Below are 17437 nucleotides of genomic sequence, written 5' to 3' on the forward strand. Positions count from 1 at the left end.
TTCGGCGATTACCTGGCAGGTTTAGTCAAAATAACCCAAAAAAAAAGACCTTCTCACAAATTATTGCTTGCGAGAAAGTCTGCGACGACTCAACTATATATAAAGTATATAATCAGTATTTTTTTCTTAATTGTAATGTATGATAGTACATCCTGTCAAGTGATCAATTTCACTTGTCGAATTTTCAAATTAATCGCCATAATAGCCTGTATTCCGGCAAAAACCCCCATTCACCGTCAGCCAACAGCAAATGGGGGTTCCGATGCATCTTTTTTTTAAATCAAGCCATACGCTTTCATCTCGGCGCGGAGATATTCCAGATTGCTGTCACTTAGTTCAGTTAACGGCATCCGACATTGTCCGGCCTCAAAACCCAGCAAATTCACAGCGGCTTTTACAGGAATAGGATTCACTTCACTGAATAAAGCCTTGATGAGATTGAGCGCTTTTAGCTGCAGTCTGGTAGCCCCTTTGATATCCCCCTGGAAGAACTTTTCAACCATGGCATGCGTATCTTGCGGGATAACGTTGGCCATTGTGGAAATAACACCTTTCCCGCCCAAAGACAATACCGGCAGAATGTTAGCATCTTCACCGGAGTACACGGCAAAGTCTTCACCGCACAAGTTGACAATATCGCCTACCTGTCCAAGATTACATTCCTTAACCGCGATGATATTGTCCAGTTCCGCCAAGGCCTTTACCGTTTCGGGATTCAGATTCAGATTGGTCCGGCTGGGCACATTGTATAAAATAATTGGGATGCTGACACTATTGGCAATGGCCTTGAAATGTTCATATAATCCTTTTTGGGTAGCTTTATTGTAATAGGGAGTAACCGACAGTATCCCGTCTGCGCCGACCGCTTCCGACGCTTTCGTTAATTCTATAGCGTGCCGGGTATCATTGCTGCCGGCGCCGGCAATGACGGGAACACGCTTATTGACGGTTTCCACCGCAAATTTGATAACGGCGATATGCTCATCATCAGGCATGGTGGAAGCTTCGCCGGTGGTGCCACAGACTACAATGGCGTCTGAGCCGCCTTTAATTTGAAACTCAATTAGTTTAGCCAAGGTCTCATAATCTACGCCATTTTCGGTAAAGGGAGTCACAATCGCCACTGCAGAACCGATAAATAATGGTTTTTTCATTAGTAATTAACCGCCTTTTATTTTAATTTCTCAAATTTGAAACATGAATTCCAGGTAGTAGTTATTAGCTTTACACTATATATATTACTTTAGCACAAAAATGCAAAACTCCTGCCAAATTGAACAAAAATTAGCAGGAGTTTCGTGCTTTTTATGATAAGAATCCTTTCTGTAATATCTGTTAGCTATTCTTTCCTCCCAAAGAACACCTGTCAACCAGATACGCAATGGACTGATAACTGATACCGCTTTTATCCGCCAGACCGATTTCGCAGGTACGGCTGTTGGAATAACCGCAACCACAGTCGGCAGGCAACGCTTCTTTCAGGTGTTCCAACGCTGATTCATTAAGCTCAGGAATCTCAAATCCCTTGTCGCCGGCAAAGCCGCAGCACTTTACCTTCTCGGGCATAATCACCTTGGCTGCGCAAGTTTCTGCAATGGACCGGAACTTTTCGGTAAGACCCATTTTTGTGGCGCTGCAGGTTACATGGACGGCTACTGTTTCCGGCGACTTTCTAATATCTAATTCGTCCAACAAATGGTCATGAATAAACTCGACAGTATCGAGGATTGTCAGCTTTTTATCCATTACCCGCCTCATCCGGTACACGCAAGGACTGGTATCGCACAGTACAGGATATTGGCCGTTATTGCTGCAGGCCAGCAACACTTTTTCCAGGGCGGCGCTCATTTCGTCAGCCGCGGCGAAATAGCCTTTGCTTTCGAGTGGCATACCACAACACATTTCCTCCATTTTCGGGGGATAAATAACAGTATAGCCTGCCTTGTTTAAGAGCGACAGCATAACCTGGTGCAGCGAACGCTGATCCTTATCTTCCCTTGCCGGTCCCATAGTCCGGCTAACGCAGCTGGGAAAATAGACAACTTTGCGGTCAGAATCCCGGGAAGCCGGCAAAAAGCCAAGGCTGGCACTGGCCTTGGGCAGCCATTTACTCCATTTGGGAATTCTGCCGCCACTAACGGACCTGGCTGTTCTTGTTACTTTTTCAAAGGTGCATGTACCTAAAACGGTATGCGCCAGATGCGCACCGGCCAGCCCAAGCTTGGCCAGAGAGGTCACACCTTGGAAATGCCCGGCGACAAATTTGGCAATGTTGCGTCCTCTGGCCGTGGTCTGTGTAAAGCGCAAATGCTTAGTAAAAGTCCCTGTATTAATGGCCAGCGGGCAGGTTGTTTGGCATAATCCGTCGGTTGCGCAGGTTTCTTCACCGAAATAGACATAATCCCGCTCCAGCCGGTGCTGCCGGTCAGGATCAGTACCGGCAGCCCGCAGGCGGACAATTTCCCGCTGTGTGGCAATACGCTGCCGCGGGCTGCTTGTCAGTTGCAGGGACGGACAGTTAATTTCACAGAAACCGCACTCCATACACTTGTCGACAATCTCATTAACCGGCGGCATCAACTTCAAATTTTCCAGATATACACTGGGATTATCCGTAATCACAACATCCGGGTTAAGCAAATTGCCCGGATCAAATATCCGCTTAATTTCTTTCATATATCTGTAAGCTTTTTGTCCCCACTCCAATTCGACAAAGGGAGCCATATTGCGGCCTGTGCCATGCTCGGCTTTAAGGGAAGCGTCGAAGCGCTCCACTGCCATACTGCATACTTCGTTAATGAAGTTTTGGTAGCGTATGACATCGTCCGGGCCATCAAACGTCTGGGTAAAGACAAAATGAACATTCCCATCCAGGGCATGACCGTATATTATGCCATCTTCATAACCATGCCGGTTCATGCATTCCCGCAGGGCTAGAACAGCATCGGCCAGCACTTCTTTGGGAAAAGCAATGTCCTCAATGATAACTGAAGTTCCCTGGCGGCGAATGCCGCCGACTGCAGGAAAAATGCCGGAGCGGATTTTCCACAATTGTTCATATTCAGCCTTGATATCGGTAAAGGTAATGGGCAACACAACAGGTATGTCAGCCAAACGGTCGACAGTGCTTTTTATGCTTTCTTCCAGCGTGGCCCGGTCAAGGGCTCTGATTTCCACCAGCAGCGCCGTCGCCTGCTCATCCAGTTCTTTCAGATAGGCAGGCATGCCGGCATTATCCTCAACCGATTTGAGTGAAGTACGGTCCAGTAATTCGGCGGCGGCAACCAAAGGACGCTCGAGTCGCATTACCGCCAGACAGGCCTGCTTAATATCAGGAAAGATCATGAGCGCCGATGCTTTATGGGCATGTTCCACGACTGTCCTATACGTCACGCCGGCAATAAATCCTAAAGTTCCTTCAGAACCAATCATCAGGTGGCTGATAATATCTATGGGGTTATGATAATCGACAAAAGCATTGATACCATAACCGGTGGTATTTTTAATTTTAAATTTATGGATAATACTGTCCCGGAGCTCTACATCAGCGTTAATTTCGTCGCGGATGGCCGCTATGCCGGCTATCAAGTCCGGGTGCTGGTCAATAAATACCCGGCATGACTCAGGTTCGGCCGTGTCTAAGAATGCCCCGTCAGCAAAGATGATTTTCATGGCGGCTATCGTTTTATAGCTGTTATCGGCTGTACCGCAGCACATGCCACTGGCATTGTTGGCGGCAATACCGCCGATCATGGCATAATTGATGGAGGCTGGGTCCGGGCCTATCTTCCGGGCATACGGTTTTAGATAATAATTGGCTTCAGCCCCCAAAATCCCCGGTTCCAGCATGATGGTCCCACCCTGATCGTCAATATGATACTGACTCCAGCCTCCGCCCATGATCAGGAGTACCGAATCAGTGAGCGCCTGGCCGGACAGACTTGTGCCGGCGGCCCGAATGGTAACCGGTGTTTTGAGTCTGTCGGCGATTTTGAAAATTTCCGCGACTTCCTCCGGTGTCCGGATCTTCACAACCAATTTGGGATTAATACGGTAAAGGCTGGCGTCAACGCCATAGGCCAGTGTTCGTATTGGATCGGCGAAAATACGGTTTTGGGGAATAAAGCGCACTACTTCCTGGTAAAATTGCTGGTAATTGCCGGGAAGAGCTAAAATATCCGCTTGGACTGGCCGCATACTCATGGTTATCCACACCCGCCTTTGTTATTTGCAGAATTTTGTCATTTTATAGAAATTATTCGCTAAATATAGTCAAAAACCTTCCGCTTTACAACTTCTTTAAATAATTTTATTCTTCAAAGATTCATTATAAAGTAGACTAACCTTCAGGTGGGGTTTTAACCCCATCTGAAGGTTAGTTACCCTTATCCAGGGACTTAGCCGCTCGCCTGTGCCCGTAGGGGTATAACTCCCACTTGTGGAAGCGGGGGTATTGGAGCCGGTTAGTCGTCGGATAAATAAAGCACAACTTGCGCCGAGCTTCCGCGCTATTTGGCCGGAAGCTTTTTCCTGCTGTGAAAAGTCTAAAATCTGTAAGAAAAATAACATTATCGCCGCAAAGTTTGCTATAGTATATAGTGAAGACTCTTTGAAACAAACTCCTAGAATGATTGAGGTCATGGTTATGACTCTATTTCAGCGACGTTTTATATTTCTGCTCATTACCTTCACAGGCATTATTTTGCCGTTAGCCTGTTATATACTCTATCAGTCTCCCGGTCAGGGAGTTCCGGCTGCCAGCCAAGCAATAGAAGCCTCCCCGGAAGCAGCAGTTCCTGGCCAGGCCCCCCTCCTGACGAAGCCGGTTATTGATAAAAACCTGCCGGAATTAATTCTGGTCAATAAATCTGTCCGTATGGGCGCCGGCCAGGAACCTGCCGACTTACGCGCCATCCATGGCGTATATTTGCGCCAGCCGGCGGCTGTCGCTTTGCAGGCTATGCTGGACGGCGCCGAACGCGAAGGCATACAGGGGCTTGTTGTTTACAGCGGCTATCGTTCTTATCAAACCCAGGTCGCCGTACATGCCAACAAAATCGCCAGCCTGCGGTCAGAGTACAAGGAAAAGGCCGAAGCTATGGCGGAAAAGCTGGTGGCCCCGCCCGGCGCCAGTGAGCATCAGACCGGTTTGGCTGTTGATTTTACCTTAAAGAGCTTCCTGGACCGCGATTATGTGCTGAATTATGATTTTGCCAACACTGCGCAAGGCCTCTGGCTGCGCAAAAACTCCTGGAAATATGGTTTCATTCTCCGCTATGATGACGGCAAGGAAGCTATAACAAATATTGACTATGAACCATGGCATTTTCGTTATGTCGGCTTGGAGTACGCCAAACATATTTATGAACTTGGCGTTTGTCTGGAAGAATATCTCAACTTATAATGAATTAAATATGAACGAATGCCCGCAGCAAGCAAACTGGCCCGAACTATAAAAAGTACGGGCCAGTTTTAACATCCTTGCACCTTGCGAGAATAAAGCAGGCTAACCTTCATGGGGTTTTAGCCCCATATGAAGGTTAGCCGCCGGATAAAACGCTTGCGCTTTGTATTGTGAAAAATACGCCATTCCAACAACATCATCCAAGAAAAATTCTTGTTGAGGACTATAGAATCTTACAGGTGTATGTCCCTTGTTTGTCAAATAATTATTCAACCGCTTGTAACCAATGCTCCGGGTCTGTTTACAGTTGCAAACCAAGACCTATAAGACTCGTCATAAAAAGTTGTTTAATTTTGTGGAGGTGTTGTTCGTTGGATGCTGATATCGCTAACCGTATTATTAACTTTATCTTTGCTGAGGCAGGTTACTCTTCCATTGTATGTAATAATAAAGGAGAGATTATTGCCGCTAAGGCCGCATCGAGAATTGGGTTAACCCACAGTGGCTCACAAAGAATTCTCAGGGAAAATCTTGACGAAATCATCATCTCTCTGGAAGAGGAGCAACAGAAACCGGATGGTAGTGTAAAAGCAGGCGTAAACTTGCCTATTGATTTTCGGGGCGAGCGCATCGGGACATTTGGTATAACAGGCAATCCGGAAATCGTGCGGCCGGTGGTAAAAATCGCCGCCGGCTTAGTCCGCATGGAATTGGCGGATAAAGAGAATAAGAACAATCTGCGCGGCCAAGTAATCCGGGCCAGTGATTCGATAAGCACAATTGCGGATACTGTGCACAAGTTAGAAAGTGCGCAGCAAGAGTTCGCGGCTACCATGCAAAAAGTCGCCGATCTATCCGGTAAGGCATCCACAGATGTCAATAATACCGGTAAAATTATAACAACTATTCAGCAAATCGCCAGCCAGACCAATCTGTTAGGCTTAAATGCGGCTATAGAATCCGCCAGGGCAGGCGAACACGGGCGCGGCTTCAGTGTTGTCGCGGAAGAAGTACGCAAACTGTCAGATCAGAGCAATCAGTCTGCCAAAGATATCAAAGCCATGCTGCAGCAGTTGACGGCTTCGATGGAAGCCGTCATCAAAAACACGCAGCAGACAGCGGCCATAACCGCTGGCCAAAGTACCGCCGTTCAGTCAATTACAAATATGGTCTCCGAGTTGTATCATGTCTGCGAAGATCTCCGGTCTATGGCTGAAGCAAAGTAACGCAAGCCTTTTGCCTTGCCTTTTAATCCTTGTTATTGTTATAATCCCGGTCATTGAAATAGTTGAGCCAGGAGGAGGTCCGGTGCAGGTCCCAGTTGCAGGGCGGCATGTATTTCTCCTTCATTCGTTCTTCCTTGCCATGTCTTTTAAAGTTCTCATACATTTGTACATAAATACACTTCTGCTTGCCGGGATAGACTTCACACCACCCGTCGCGGCTGCCGCCGCAGGCGCCGTTGCGTTGCTGCTTGGGGCACTGTGACATAGGGCAGATGAAACCAAGTTCGTGCATGGCGCAATCGCCGCAGAAGCGGCATTCATTCGTGATGGTTTTAGTGGTGTACTCAGCCAGGGTGAACGGTTTTTTCAACCAGGATTTATCGATGTAGCGGGCGACGGCCTTGTTAACAGGATACAGTGGCGCCTTTTGATCAAACGCCGCTTCATGCACCATGTCCATCATTGATTGCTTCAGCGAGGAACTTCCCCGGCCAGTCTGTCTCCTGTCGACAGGCTGACAGGTATTCAGCCCGGTCGCCGCATCTTGTTCAAAGAAATAAAAACCGCCGGCCTGGGGATAATTAAATTCGGCCGCTGCGATATCCTGCCAGTTAGCGCTTAATTCTTCGCCTTTTTCCATAATATATTGCACATCATTGTAATCGAGGCCGTGACCGCCGATATTAACACCTTCATACTGCAAGCCTTTAAGCACGGCATACTGCTTGGCCGCCCGCTCAAGCTGCAATTCCCTTTTATTGCTGTGAGCAGCCTCTTCCTCCAGCCGGGCTACCAGGGAGTCGGTCACCACACAGCCGGGAATCAGATTCTTGTTCATCAGCCTGGCCACCGGCAGTGACAGAATGAAGATATTGCCGATGAGCGGCACCGTCAGATTGCTTATTGCGACATATTTTTTCAGTTCATCAAACTTCCTGGCGTCATAACCGAGTTGCGTAATGATAAATCGGGCGCCATTGACGATTTTCTTGTGGAGTTTATAATACTGGGCCATGGTTTCGCCTTCGGTTGATTTAAACGGGGAAACAACGCCGCCGGCAAAAAAATGTGTGGGCGCCAGCTTGGTATAGGCACTGTCATTCATTTTTACAATCAGCCTTAGGGCATGCACCGCGTCAAAATCAAACACCGGCTTAGCATTCCCCGCATATCCCTTAACCGGATAATCGCCGGTCATTACCAGCAAATTTTCAATCCCGGCTCTGTCCAGGGCGTACAGTTCGCTTTCCAGGGCATTCCGGTTTTTGTCCTTGGTAGTAAAATGGACAAGCGGATCAATCCCCAGCCGTTTGGCCTCGACAGCCATGGCGTAGGCCGTAATCGCCGATTTTCCTCCCGGATTATCAGTAATAGTCACAGCATTAATTCTGGCATCCTTAGCAGCCAGTTCAGCCATTCTCACCAGATGTTCCTGCGCCTTCTCCCGTGCGCCCCGCCCGGGCACCAGTTCCCAGGTTACCGACAATTGCGCCGGATCAGCCAGCGCGGCCTGCAAAGAAAGTTTCGCCGTCATGGTATTACCTCCGCTGTTTATGTTATACGATTGCATTTTTTCTTATTATATCATCTAAGGATGATCAGTAAACAATAAAAGGCCATGACGCGGCATTTCTGCGTCATGGCCCTTAAAATCTTCGCTGTTCCGGGGTGTAGCCTAGCTTTGCGCCGCTTCCAAAGTGGCTACTGTTTTCTTTACTAATTGCAGCGCCTGGTCCACTTCGTCCCCGACCATATTGGACAAAGCCTCCACTGTGGACAGCGCTTCCGTGCCGTCAGGGCGGGTAATGGTTTTATCAACAATAAATGAATTATTTACAGCAGAGTATAGTTTTAAGTCAATGGCCACATCCAGGGGGCGAACCGATAGCAGGATAATATTATTAACGTGGCGCATGCTGCCATAAGCCGCCAGCGCTTCGGCGGTAGCGTCGCTGCCTGAGCTGATGTTGCACCGGCTGAGGTCCCGCAGCACTTCATTGCCGGATTGAACTTCACTCCCTAACAATAACGCATTGACCTTGAAGCGAATGACTTCATTAAGCGCTTTATTCAAAATATCCATTCCCGGTACATAATGTCCTGATGTATCAATATACAAGGCAACCGCCGCGGTAGCATTGCTGTCCACCGGCGAGGCGGCGCACACGCCAAAACTAAAAAGCACAAACAGGCACAGAAAACTACAAATAATTTTTTTCAAAACAATCACCTCATTTAAATAAAAAGTATAGAACAACCAGGCTGCCGTCCAATAGTATTATAGTATAAAATTCCCAAGGGAAAATCAAGCTAAAACATCGTCTGCTCTATCACAGCAATCCGCTGTCCTTTTATTTTATTTGTGAAATATGCATAGATAAACATCGTCGAATTATGAAGATATCACAACGGTCTTTCGTTGACTGACTGGAAAAAGTTTGTTATTCTGAAAAAGTCATAGATATTCCTGTTAGGAATACCGAGTCAATGAAGACTGAAACATAATGTGCCCAAAACACATTATGTTTCAGTCTTCATTGTCTATGATAAAGTCGACTTAGCTTCAGGCGGGGTTTTAACCCCATCTGAAGCTAAGTCATTGGATACATTCTCAATAAATCCGGACAGGGAGGAATTTAGCATGCAGGAATATGGTTTATTTATTGATGGCAAGTGGCTTGTTACCGAGAAAAAGCTCAGTGTGACCGGCAAGGCCACAGGCAAGGAAATTGCCCGTATATCGGTAGCTGGTGAAGCTGAGGTAACACAAGCGGTAAATGCCGCCGAGAAAGCTTTTAAGACAATTAAAATGGAGCCTTATAAGCGGTATGAAGTTCTGCTGAAGGCCAGTCAGCTGCTTAAACAAAATCAAAAGAAAATGGCGGAAATTCTTTCGCAGGAAGTGGGTAAACCCATTAAAGAAGCTATGGCTGAAGTGGCCCGGGCAGAGCAGACGCTTATTCTTTCCGCCGAGGAAGCCAAACGTCTGACCGGCGAAATGGTGCCGCTGGCCGGCGCGCCTGGCTGCGAGAATCGCTGGGCCTTTACCATGCGGCTGCCTGTAGGAATTGTCTGCGCTATTACTCCGTTTAATTTCCCGCTCAATCTATCCTGTCACAAAATTGGTCCAGCCATAGCGGCAGGTAATGCGGTTGTATACAAACCGGCAACAGTAACCCCTCTGTCAGGCATTCTCTTATGTGAGATTTTTGCTGAAGCCGGCTTGCCTGACGGCTACCTTAATCTCGTTACAGGCTCAGGGTCCCAGGTAGGCAAGCTGCTGACCGCCGACGAGCGGATTGGTTTCTATAGCTTTACCGGCAGTCCGTCAGTCGGCAAAACCTTACTTAACAATGCAGGCTTTCGCCGGGTAGCGTTGGAATTAGGTTCTAATTCAGCCAATATTGTTCATCACGACGCCGATATACCGGCAACGGCCGAACTATGCGCTAAATATGCCTTCGCCAATGCCGGCCAGGTATGTATCTCCTGCCAGCGGGTATATGTCCACCGCCGTGTATATCAGGAATTTTGCGACCGGGCGGTGGCTTATGCGCAAAAACTGGTTATCGGTGATCCATTGGATCCGGCTACTGATATGGGCCCCATGATTAGCATGGAAGAAGCGGCCAGAACCGAAGAGTGGATTCAGGCGGCTGTTGCCCAGGGAGCCAGGGTGCTGACCGGGGGAAAACGGCGTGACTCCTGGTTTGAGCCTACCATCCTGACCGATGTCCGCCCTGATATGAACGTAGTCTGCCTGGAAGCATTCGCACCGATTTTCTCCATTATCCCCTACGACACCATTGAGGAGGCTATTGACCAGGTAAATAACTCAGTGTACGGCTTGCAGGCCGGCGTATTTACCCAATCGTTGGACATCGCCAGATTATGCGCCGTCAGAATTGAAACAGGCGGCGTCATCATCAATGACGGGGCTACTTTCCGGACGGATAATATGCCCTATGGCGGCATCAAGGAAAGCGGGATCGGCAAAGAAGGCCCCCAGTATGCGGTAAAAGAAATGACGGAAGAAAAGCTGATTGTATTCAAATTTTAAAGACTAAGCACGCACAGCGCACGGGAGGTGCCAGTTATGATCAGTTGCCGGGAAATATGCACATTGCCTTCTTTAAAGAAGCTTACCCTTGTAGCCGGAAGCACGGGGCTGGACCGCCGCGTGCGCTGGGTGCACTTTATCGATTTGCCTGACGTCCTCCCCTGGGTTCAGGGCGGCGAACTCTTAATTATAACCGGCATCGGCTTGAATGGCGATATTAATAAGCTGAAAGAAATTGTGCGCGGCATTATCAGGAAGAAACTGGCCGGCATTATTGTCAATGTAGGACCGTATATCAAGGAAGTGCCCGCCGAGGTTATAACGCTGGCCGATCAGGCCGGTTTCCCTGTTTTTGAACTCCCCTGGGAGGTAAAACTGGTTGAAGTCACCGGCGATATCTGCCGTCATATTATTTTAAAACAGACTGAGGAACGGTCCATAACCGATTTTTTGGAGCAGTTACTGTTCCACCCCGCACCAGACCCCGAAGTCATTGGTCAGCGGGCGGCTTATTATGACTATGATTTGAGTCAACCCCATCAGATTGCTATTATAAGCCCCTCCCGCTTACTTGAATTCGCCCGGCAACCAAAAGCCAAAGATGAAAAATATCTGGTGGCCCTGAAAATACGTTTTGAACAAATCGTCCGTGATGTCCTCGCAGTGCATGGTAAAAAAACTCTGGCTATGCTGCGGGTTGACGATGTTATCGTACTCATGCCGCATGAGGATAAAACTGCAGGCACGCTTAAAAATGTTGAAATCGTAACCGGAATACTGGCAAAACTGGCTGATAAGCTGCCGGGTCTGACCGTATCGGCCGGTCTGGGCGACCGGTTTGAAAGTTTGCCGGGCGCCCGGCAGAGCTATGCGCAGGCTGCCAAGGCACTGCGCTTTGCCGCACAGCAGCCTGCCGCCAAACCGGTTTGTGTCTATGAACAACTGGGTATTTATAAATTATTATTTGAAATGGAGCCTGAAAAGCTGGCTGCGTATTATCGGGAGGTCATTGAACCGCTCCAGGAATATGACACCAGGCATCATATGGAACTGGTAAGCACCCTGTTTGTTTATTTTGAAGAAAACTGCAACGCCGTCAAAACAGCAAAACGGCTGTTTGTGCATCGCAATACCTTGGATTACCGGCTAAAGAAAATTGAGGAAATCTCCGGAAGAAATCTGACAGACCCCTACGACCGGCTAACCTTGCAACTGGGGGTTATCGTCGGTCATCAATTGGACAGTGGCATATAAACCATGCACAAAGGCTGGCAGGATAGTTTGTGATAGGCTCACATAGACGCTCTTCCCTGTATCTGGTACTATTTGACTATAGTTACAGTTGAATAATTCATTTAGCAACGGCGCTGAATGTATATCTTTTAGGATATATAACCAGCGCTTTTTGATTATTATGTTAGGGAGGGCACACGATGAATACTTCACCCAAAAAAGCGCATGCACTGATTGAACGGAAAAACAGTGCAGTTCCCCGCGGAATTGCCAACTCGACCGGGGTTTTTGTAGAAAAAGCCAGCGGCGCTGTAATAACAGATGTGGACGGCCGGGAATTTCTGGACTTCTATGCGGGCGTAGGGGTCTTAAATGTTGGACATTGCCCGGAACCGGTCGTAAAAGCCATCAAACAGCAGGCCGACCAATTGCTTCATTCCTTCTTTGCCATTGCCATGTACGAACCTTATGTGGCGCTGGCGGAAAAGCTCAATTCCCTGATGCCCGGCTCTGCACCGAAAAAAACCATGTTTGCCAACAGCGGCGCCGAAGCGGTGGAAAATGCAGTAAAAATTGCGCGTCATGCAACCAAACGAACAGGCATCATCGCCTTCGAAGCGGCGTTCCACGGACGTACCTTTATGACCATGAGCCTTACCAGTAAGGTTAAGCCTTACAAATATGGGTTCGGACCGCTGGCGCCGGAGATCTACAAAGTCCCCTCGGCTTACTGTTACCGCTGTCATTATTGCTCTGTCTATCCGGCCTGCGGCCTGCACTGTCTGGAAAACTTTGAGCGGTTTTTCACCGCCGAAATTGATGCCGAACACATTGCCGCCATGATTATTGAACCTATTCAGGGCGAAGGCGGTTTCATAGTGCCGCCGCGTGAATTCCTGCCAGGCCTTAAAGCCATCTGTGAGAAAAAAGGAATACTGCTTATTGCCGATGAGGTACAAACCGGTTTTGGCCGGACAGGCAAAATGTTTGCGGTCGAGAACTGGGGGGTTGAACCGGACATCATGACCACGGCCAAGTCCATCGCGGCCGGTGTCCCTTTAAGCGCGGTGACAGGCAAAGCCGAGTACATGGACGCCCCAGACGCCGGTAACATCGGCGGCACCTACGGCGGCAATCCGCTGGCCTGTGTGGCTGGTCTGGAGACCATCAAGCTGATCGAGGAACAACAGCTTTGCCGCCAGGCTGCAAGAATCGGCGACACTACGTTGACCAGATTGAAAGCCCTGCAGGAAAAATGTCCGACTATCGGCGATGTGCGCGGCATTGGCGCCATGATTGGCATCGAACTGGTTAAAGACCGCCAGACCAAAGAGCCGGCCAAAGAAATGACCGCCAGGATTGTGAAGTATTGTCTGGAGCAAGGAGTCATGCTGATTAGCGCCGGGATTTTCAGTAATGTAATTCGTCTGCTGATCCCCCTGGTAGTTACCGACGAGCAGTTGGACCGGGGACTAACGGTGCTGGAACAAAGTATTCTGCGCGCGGCTGCCGAATCCAGATAATTTTTTCATAAGAGCTTTTATTGCAAGCAAAGACGCTTGTCAACAATCGGGCTGATTGTTGATGAGCGTCTTTTTATATAAACACAAGAGGAGGCGAAATCAAATGAATGAGAAAATGCTCAGCCTGGAAAAAGAAAATCTCAAAAAGGATCTCAAAGACAGGCATATACAGCTAATTGCTATCGGCGGCGTCATTGGCGTTGCCCTGTTTATGGGCTCTGCCCAGGCAAGCAAGCTGGCCGGACCGGCGCTTACCCTGGCTTATGCCCTTGGCGGTGTTGTCATGTACTTCGTTTTGCGGGCCCTGGGCGAGGTAGCTGTGGAAAATCCGGTTGCCTCATCCTTTGCCGGTTACGCCCGGGTGTTCTGCGGTCCGCTGGTTTCTTTTATCACTGGCTGGAACTATTGGTATCAATGGGTTGTACTGGCAATGTGCGAAATTTCGGCAGTCAGTATGTATATGAAATATTGGGCGGCCGATCTTGAGCAGTGGGTCCCCGCCCTTCTTTGCCTGGGTATTATCATGATTGTTAATCTAATTGCCGTTAAGTACTATGGTGAATTTGAATTCTGGTTTGCTTTGATCAAGGTTGTAACCATTATCGCCATGCTGGTAGTAGGGTTTGCAATGATTCTCTTTGGCTTCGGCAACGGCGGCGTGGCTATCGGCTTTGCCAATCTGTGGTCGCACGGCGGCTTTATGCCATTTGGCTGGACGGGGGTGGCTATGGCCTTTGTTATGGTCGTCTTCGCCTATTCCGGCGTGGAACTAATCGGGATTACCGCCGGTGAAGCCGCCGATCCGGAACGTTCCCTCAAATCCGCGATCGATAAGGTGTTCTGGCGGGTATTAATCTTCTATGTCGGTTCCATGGTAGCTATCCTGGCCATCTTCCCCTATGACACGCTGCCCAAAGGTGTCAGCCCTTTCGTCATGATCTTTGAGAAGGCCGGTATTCCCTATGCCGCCTCGATCATAAACCTGGTCATTCTGTCTTCGGCGGCGTCCTGCCTGAATAGCTGCATCTATGTCTGCGGTCGGATGCTGTATGGCCTGGCCCTGAGAAATGAGGCGCCGGCCTTCTTAGGCAAACTTTCCGCCAGCAGGGTCCCCGCAAATGGTATTTTGTTCTCCGGCGCGGTTTGCCTGATTGGCGTATATTTAAATTATGTGTCACCGGATAATGTATTTTATTACATGTCGGCCATCACGACAACCGGTTGTATGTGGACCTGGTCGCTGATTATGTACATTCAGTTCAAATGGCGAAAAAGCCTTACCCCTGATCAGATTGCCAAGCTTAAGTATCCGATGCCGTTCTATCCGTACGCCAATTATATTGTCGGGGCATTTATGGTTGCCGTAACACTGGGCATGGGCTACGACCATGATAACCTGGTCGCTTTATATGTAGCTCCGGTCTGGTATGCCGCTTTGTATATTCTCTATCGCCTGTTTAAAGTAGGCGAGGCTCAGCGAAAGGCCGATCTAAGCATCCGGACCGAATGGTAGGTTTTGATCAAGATAGGTTAATACCAAATACCCGGGCTTTACTATCTCAGTAAAGCCCGGGTATTTTTCGCTGGCAAGCCGCCTTACAGGCTGGAAATTTCTAAAAGACCAGCTTGCCGGCTAAACTTTATATTGATCATAATCAATTGTGGTTCCCACACCCAAGTGAACATAAATGTCCGGCTGGCCGGTAACCGGAATCCAGTAACCGATTACGGTTTTCCCGTTTGACTCTCCTTTCGAGTAACTGGCTTGCTGCGATGCCAGCGCCTGGTTGGCAAGACAGCGTTTGTGCCGCTCCGGTGAACCTATGGAAGAACACTTTATCCCGGCCGTGCCGCCAACGAGGCGGCAGGCCTCGTTTACCGCCAGGATTTCGCGGGTTTTGTGCACCAGCATAACCGGCTCAGGAAAATTGCCCCACATCAGATGAAATGCCTCGATAATTTTGTCGTCAATCATGTTTAGCCCTCCTATTATAATGTCTTAACTATGTAATTACTCTGTTTTACCGCCTTGTTTCTCTGCATACCTGCGAAAAGCCGCCTGGCCTTCCTGCTCCCACCAAGCCTGATAATATTCGTCCTGTTTGGCTTGGTCTGGAAAGGAATAGCCGTCCTCCTGAACCGTATTGCTTCTCCATTTCGGTTCGTGCGTATAACAGCTATGGGAGCCGAATAGCAGCCGGAACATAATAACTAAGCCCACGCCCTGCCAGTAGGTAATCTCCTTCCAGCCAAAGATATCCGGCAGCAGGTTATTCCAAAGCAAAAGCACAAGATAACCAAAAATCAGACCGAAGAACAGTGCCATCAAGATACCTGCAAAAACATGAATAACAATTAGTTTACCTCTTGCTACACACATATTACTGTGGAATTTCATCTTCAACCCCCTCACAGATCGCAGCTTTTAATTTCGCCTTTAAGGCTTTTGTCGCCCGGCTCTTTCTGGACAACAGCGTACCGATTGGTTCACCCCATTTTTCCGCCAACTCTTTAAAAGTGTAGCCTTCCATTTCAGTGGCAACCCAGACGGCCCGCTGTTTGGCATCCAGCTCCATGAGAGCCGCATACAATTGTTGCCTCACTTCTTCATTTTGCAGCTCGATTTCAATATTAGCCTGGGGATCGGGAATAACTTCCGCCAGTATCAGGCCGGAAGCCGAATCGATTTTGTCGAGCGGAATGCTGGTCTTGGACTGCCGGAGATAGTCGGTAATTTTGTTACGAATCGAGCGGTATGCGTATGCAAGAATACTTTCCACCTGATGTTCAATACTGACTTTGTTATACAGGTTGAAAACAACATCCGCCACGATATCCTCGGCGTCCATATCCGATATATCCGTTATCTTCCGCCGAACATAACGTATAAAATTGTCCTGTTCATCAAAAACAGTTTCGATCAGGTCTTTCTCCCGGTCATGCATAACATCTCTGTGCTCCCCGCTCCGCTGCTATTGCGGCCTATACTCTTAAGACGAAATTACCTGTATTTTATTGCACCCGGCAATAAAAAAATAATCGTTAAGCAAACTGACCAGATAATTCTCTCCTTGACGTGGACTTTCCTTTTATCCAACCCTTGCATAATATTGGCAGATGGTTTATATTCCAATTAGACATTAGCGCTATTATTCTGCTTCAATCCGCCAACTGGCCTCATCGACTTTAGCAAAACTGGCCCTTTCAAACTGCCAAATAGCGCTGTTTAATAAAAAATAAGAACGTAAATCTGCTAACTGATCCAAATAGCACATAGCCAACACTTTGACGACTACTAAGGAGGGATTTATCTGGAAACGAATTATCGTATTGCCTATAACAAAGGCTGGGAGGATCTCAGACTCAAGGATCCGACTGAAGTGGCCAGCGCCATGAAGGTAACCTACCTAAGCGACAAACAGCAATTTATCGTCCCGTTTTTTAATGAAAACTACATTGTCGACTGCAACACCCAAAGCATCTGCCACGCTGCAAACGGCACCGTTCCCGGAATTGGCGCTTTGATACTGATCCTCCACTACCTCACCTTTTTTGAAACCAGGGCGGAACCTGTCCATAAGTGGGTCAGTCTGAAAGAAATACCCAACGGTGGTATGCTTTTTTACCCGGCTTTCCACAAAGAATCGATCTGCGGTCTGATAAAAGCTTTCGGCCATCAATCGTCACTGCTCTTAGAATGCGCTAAACGCATCGGCGGACAGCAGGCCGGTTTCGGCGATGCCTCGGCCGTATTTCAGGCCTTCCCGCAGATTCCGCTCTGCGCCGTTATCTGGGAGGGCGACGAAGAAGTCTCGGCAAATGCCACTATTCTCTTTGATCCGTCTATTGAGCACTACTTACATATTGAGAGCGTTATCGGCCTAGGCGGGTATCTCGCCACCAAGCTGATAAAACTGGCTGCACCGGAATCACGGCGCGGTCATGATGTCTGGTAAAATCAATAGAGGGCGGTAACCCGAAAAGCCTGTGT

Annotated in this window: 14 protein-coding genes; 7 read left to right on the top strand and 7 right to left on the bottom strand. The window is 48.4% G+C overall.

The genetic code is table 11. The annotated features are described in order from the left end of the window. Positions 1–275 precede the first annotated feature (275 nt). Positions 276–1154, bottom strand: coding sequence for a 4-hydroxy-tetrahydrodipicolinate synthase (gene dapA / locus SATMO3_RS26165; protein WP_371373230.1), 879 nt, complete (start codon positions 1152–1154; stop codon positions 276–278). Positions 1155–1335: 181 nt separating this feature from the next. Further along, positions 1336–4203, bottom strand: coding sequence for an FAD-binding and (Fe-S)-binding domain-containing protein (locus SATMO3_RS26170; protein WP_371373232.1), 2868 nt, complete (start codon positions 4201–4203; stop codon positions 1336–1338). Positions 4204–4645: 442 nt separating this feature from the next. Between SATMO3_RS26170 and SATMO3_RS26175 the strand changes: the two genes are divergently transcribed. Beyond that, the gene (locus tag SATMO3_RS26175) at positions 4646–5404 is read left to right on the top strand and encodes a D-alanyl-D-alanine carboxypeptidase family protein (RefSeq protein ID WP_371373234.1); all 759 of its coding nucleotides are present in this window, start codon (positions 4646–4648) and stop codon (positions 5402–5404) included. Positions 5405–5775: 371 nt separating this feature from the next. After that, positions 5776–6630, top strand: a complete 855-nt coding sequence (locus SATMO3_RS26180; protein ID WP_371373236.1) for a methyl-accepting chemotaxis protein — start codon at positions 5776–5778, stop codon at positions 6628–6630. A gap of 22 nt (positions 6631–6652) precedes the next feature. Here SATMO3_RS26180 and SATMO3_RS26185 read toward each other — a convergent pair whose 3' ends face one another. Continuing rightward, positions 6653–8164, bottom strand: a complete 1512-nt coding sequence (locus SATMO3_RS26185; RefSeq protein ID WP_371373238.1) for a methylenetetrahydrofolate reductase C-terminal domain-containing protein — start codon at positions 8162–8164, stop codon at positions 6653–6655. Between the two features lie 141 nt (positions 8165–8305). Continuing rightward, complete coding sequence (locus SATMO3_RS26190) at positions 8306–8860, bottom strand: hypothetical protein (RefSeq protein ID WP_371381800.1); 555 nt, start codon at positions 8858–8860, stop codon at positions 8306–8308. Between the two features lie 411 nt (positions 8861–9271). Here SATMO3_RS26190 and SATMO3_RS26195 point away from each other — a divergent pair, with 411 nt between their 5' ends. From SATMO3_RS26195 to SATMO3_RS26210, 4 genes are all read left to right on the top strand, one after another. Further along, the gene (locus tag SATMO3_RS26195; RefSeq protein ID WP_371373240.1) at positions 9272–10690 is read left to right on the top strand and encodes an aldehyde dehydrogenase family protein; all 1419 of its coding nucleotides are present in this window, start codon (positions 9272–9274) and stop codon (positions 10688–10690) included. 36 nt (positions 10691–10726) lie between these two features. Continuing rightward, a complete protein-coding gene (locus SATMO3_RS26200; protein ID WP_371373242.1) occupies positions 10727–11944 on the top strand; it encodes a PucR family transcriptional regulator in 1218 nt (405 codons plus the stop codon). A gap of 179 nt (positions 11945–12123) precedes the next feature. Beyond that, positions 12124–13446 (top strand): 4-aminobutyrate--2-oxoglutarate transaminase, encoded by a 1323-nt coding sequence (gene gabT / locus SATMO3_RS26205; protein WP_371373244.1) that lies wholly within the window; start codon positions 12124–12126, stop codon positions 13444–13446. 103 nt (positions 13447–13549) lie between these two features. Next, positions 13550–14959, top strand: a complete 1410-nt coding sequence (locus SATMO3_RS26210; protein WP_371373246.1) for an amino acid permease — start codon at positions 13550–13552, stop codon at positions 14957–14959. 120 nt (positions 14960–15079) lie between these two features. Here the strand turns inward: SATMO3_RS26210 and SATMO3_RS26215 are convergent, their stop codons facing one another. Genes SATMO3_RS26215 through SATMO3_RS26225 form a run of 3 tightly spaced genes read right to left on the bottom strand, consistent with a single transcriptional unit; the run spans position 15080 to position 16391 of the window. Continuing rightward, positions 15080–15421 carry a hypothetical protein gene (locus SATMO3_RS26215; protein ID WP_371373248.1) on the bottom strand — a complete coding sequence of 114 codons (342 nt, stop codon included), beginning with the start codon at positions 15419–15421 and terminating at the stop codon, positions 15080–15082. A gap of 36 nt (positions 15422–15457) precedes the next feature. Continuing rightward, positions 15458–15844 (bottom strand): hypothetical protein, encoded by a 387-nt coding sequence (locus tag SATMO3_RS26220; RefSeq protein ID WP_371373250.1) that lies wholly within the window; start codon positions 15842–15844, stop codon positions 15458–15460. Beyond that, positions 15828–16391, bottom strand: coding sequence for an RNA polymerase sigma factor (locus SATMO3_RS26225; protein ID WP_371373253.1), 564 nt, complete (start codon positions 16389–16391; stop codon positions 15828–15830). The genes SATMO3_RS26220 and SATMO3_RS26225 overlap by 17 nt, the downstream gene beginning before the upstream one ends. Positions 16392–16775: 384 nt before the next feature. On the opposite strand from SATMO3_RS26225, the gene SATMO3_RS26230 reads away from it, so the two are divergent. Next, positions 16776–17402, top strand: a complete 627-nt coding sequence (locus tag SATMO3_RS26230; RefSeq protein ID WP_371381801.1) for a DUF3786 domain-containing protein — start codon at positions 16776–16778, stop codon at positions 17400–17402. Positions 17403–17437 lie beyond the last annotated feature (35 nt).

The organism is Sporomusa aerivorans, assembly GCF_041428895.1.
GTDB lineage: Bacteria > Bacillota > Negativicutes > Sporomusales > Sporomusaceae > Sporomusa > Sporomusa aerivorans.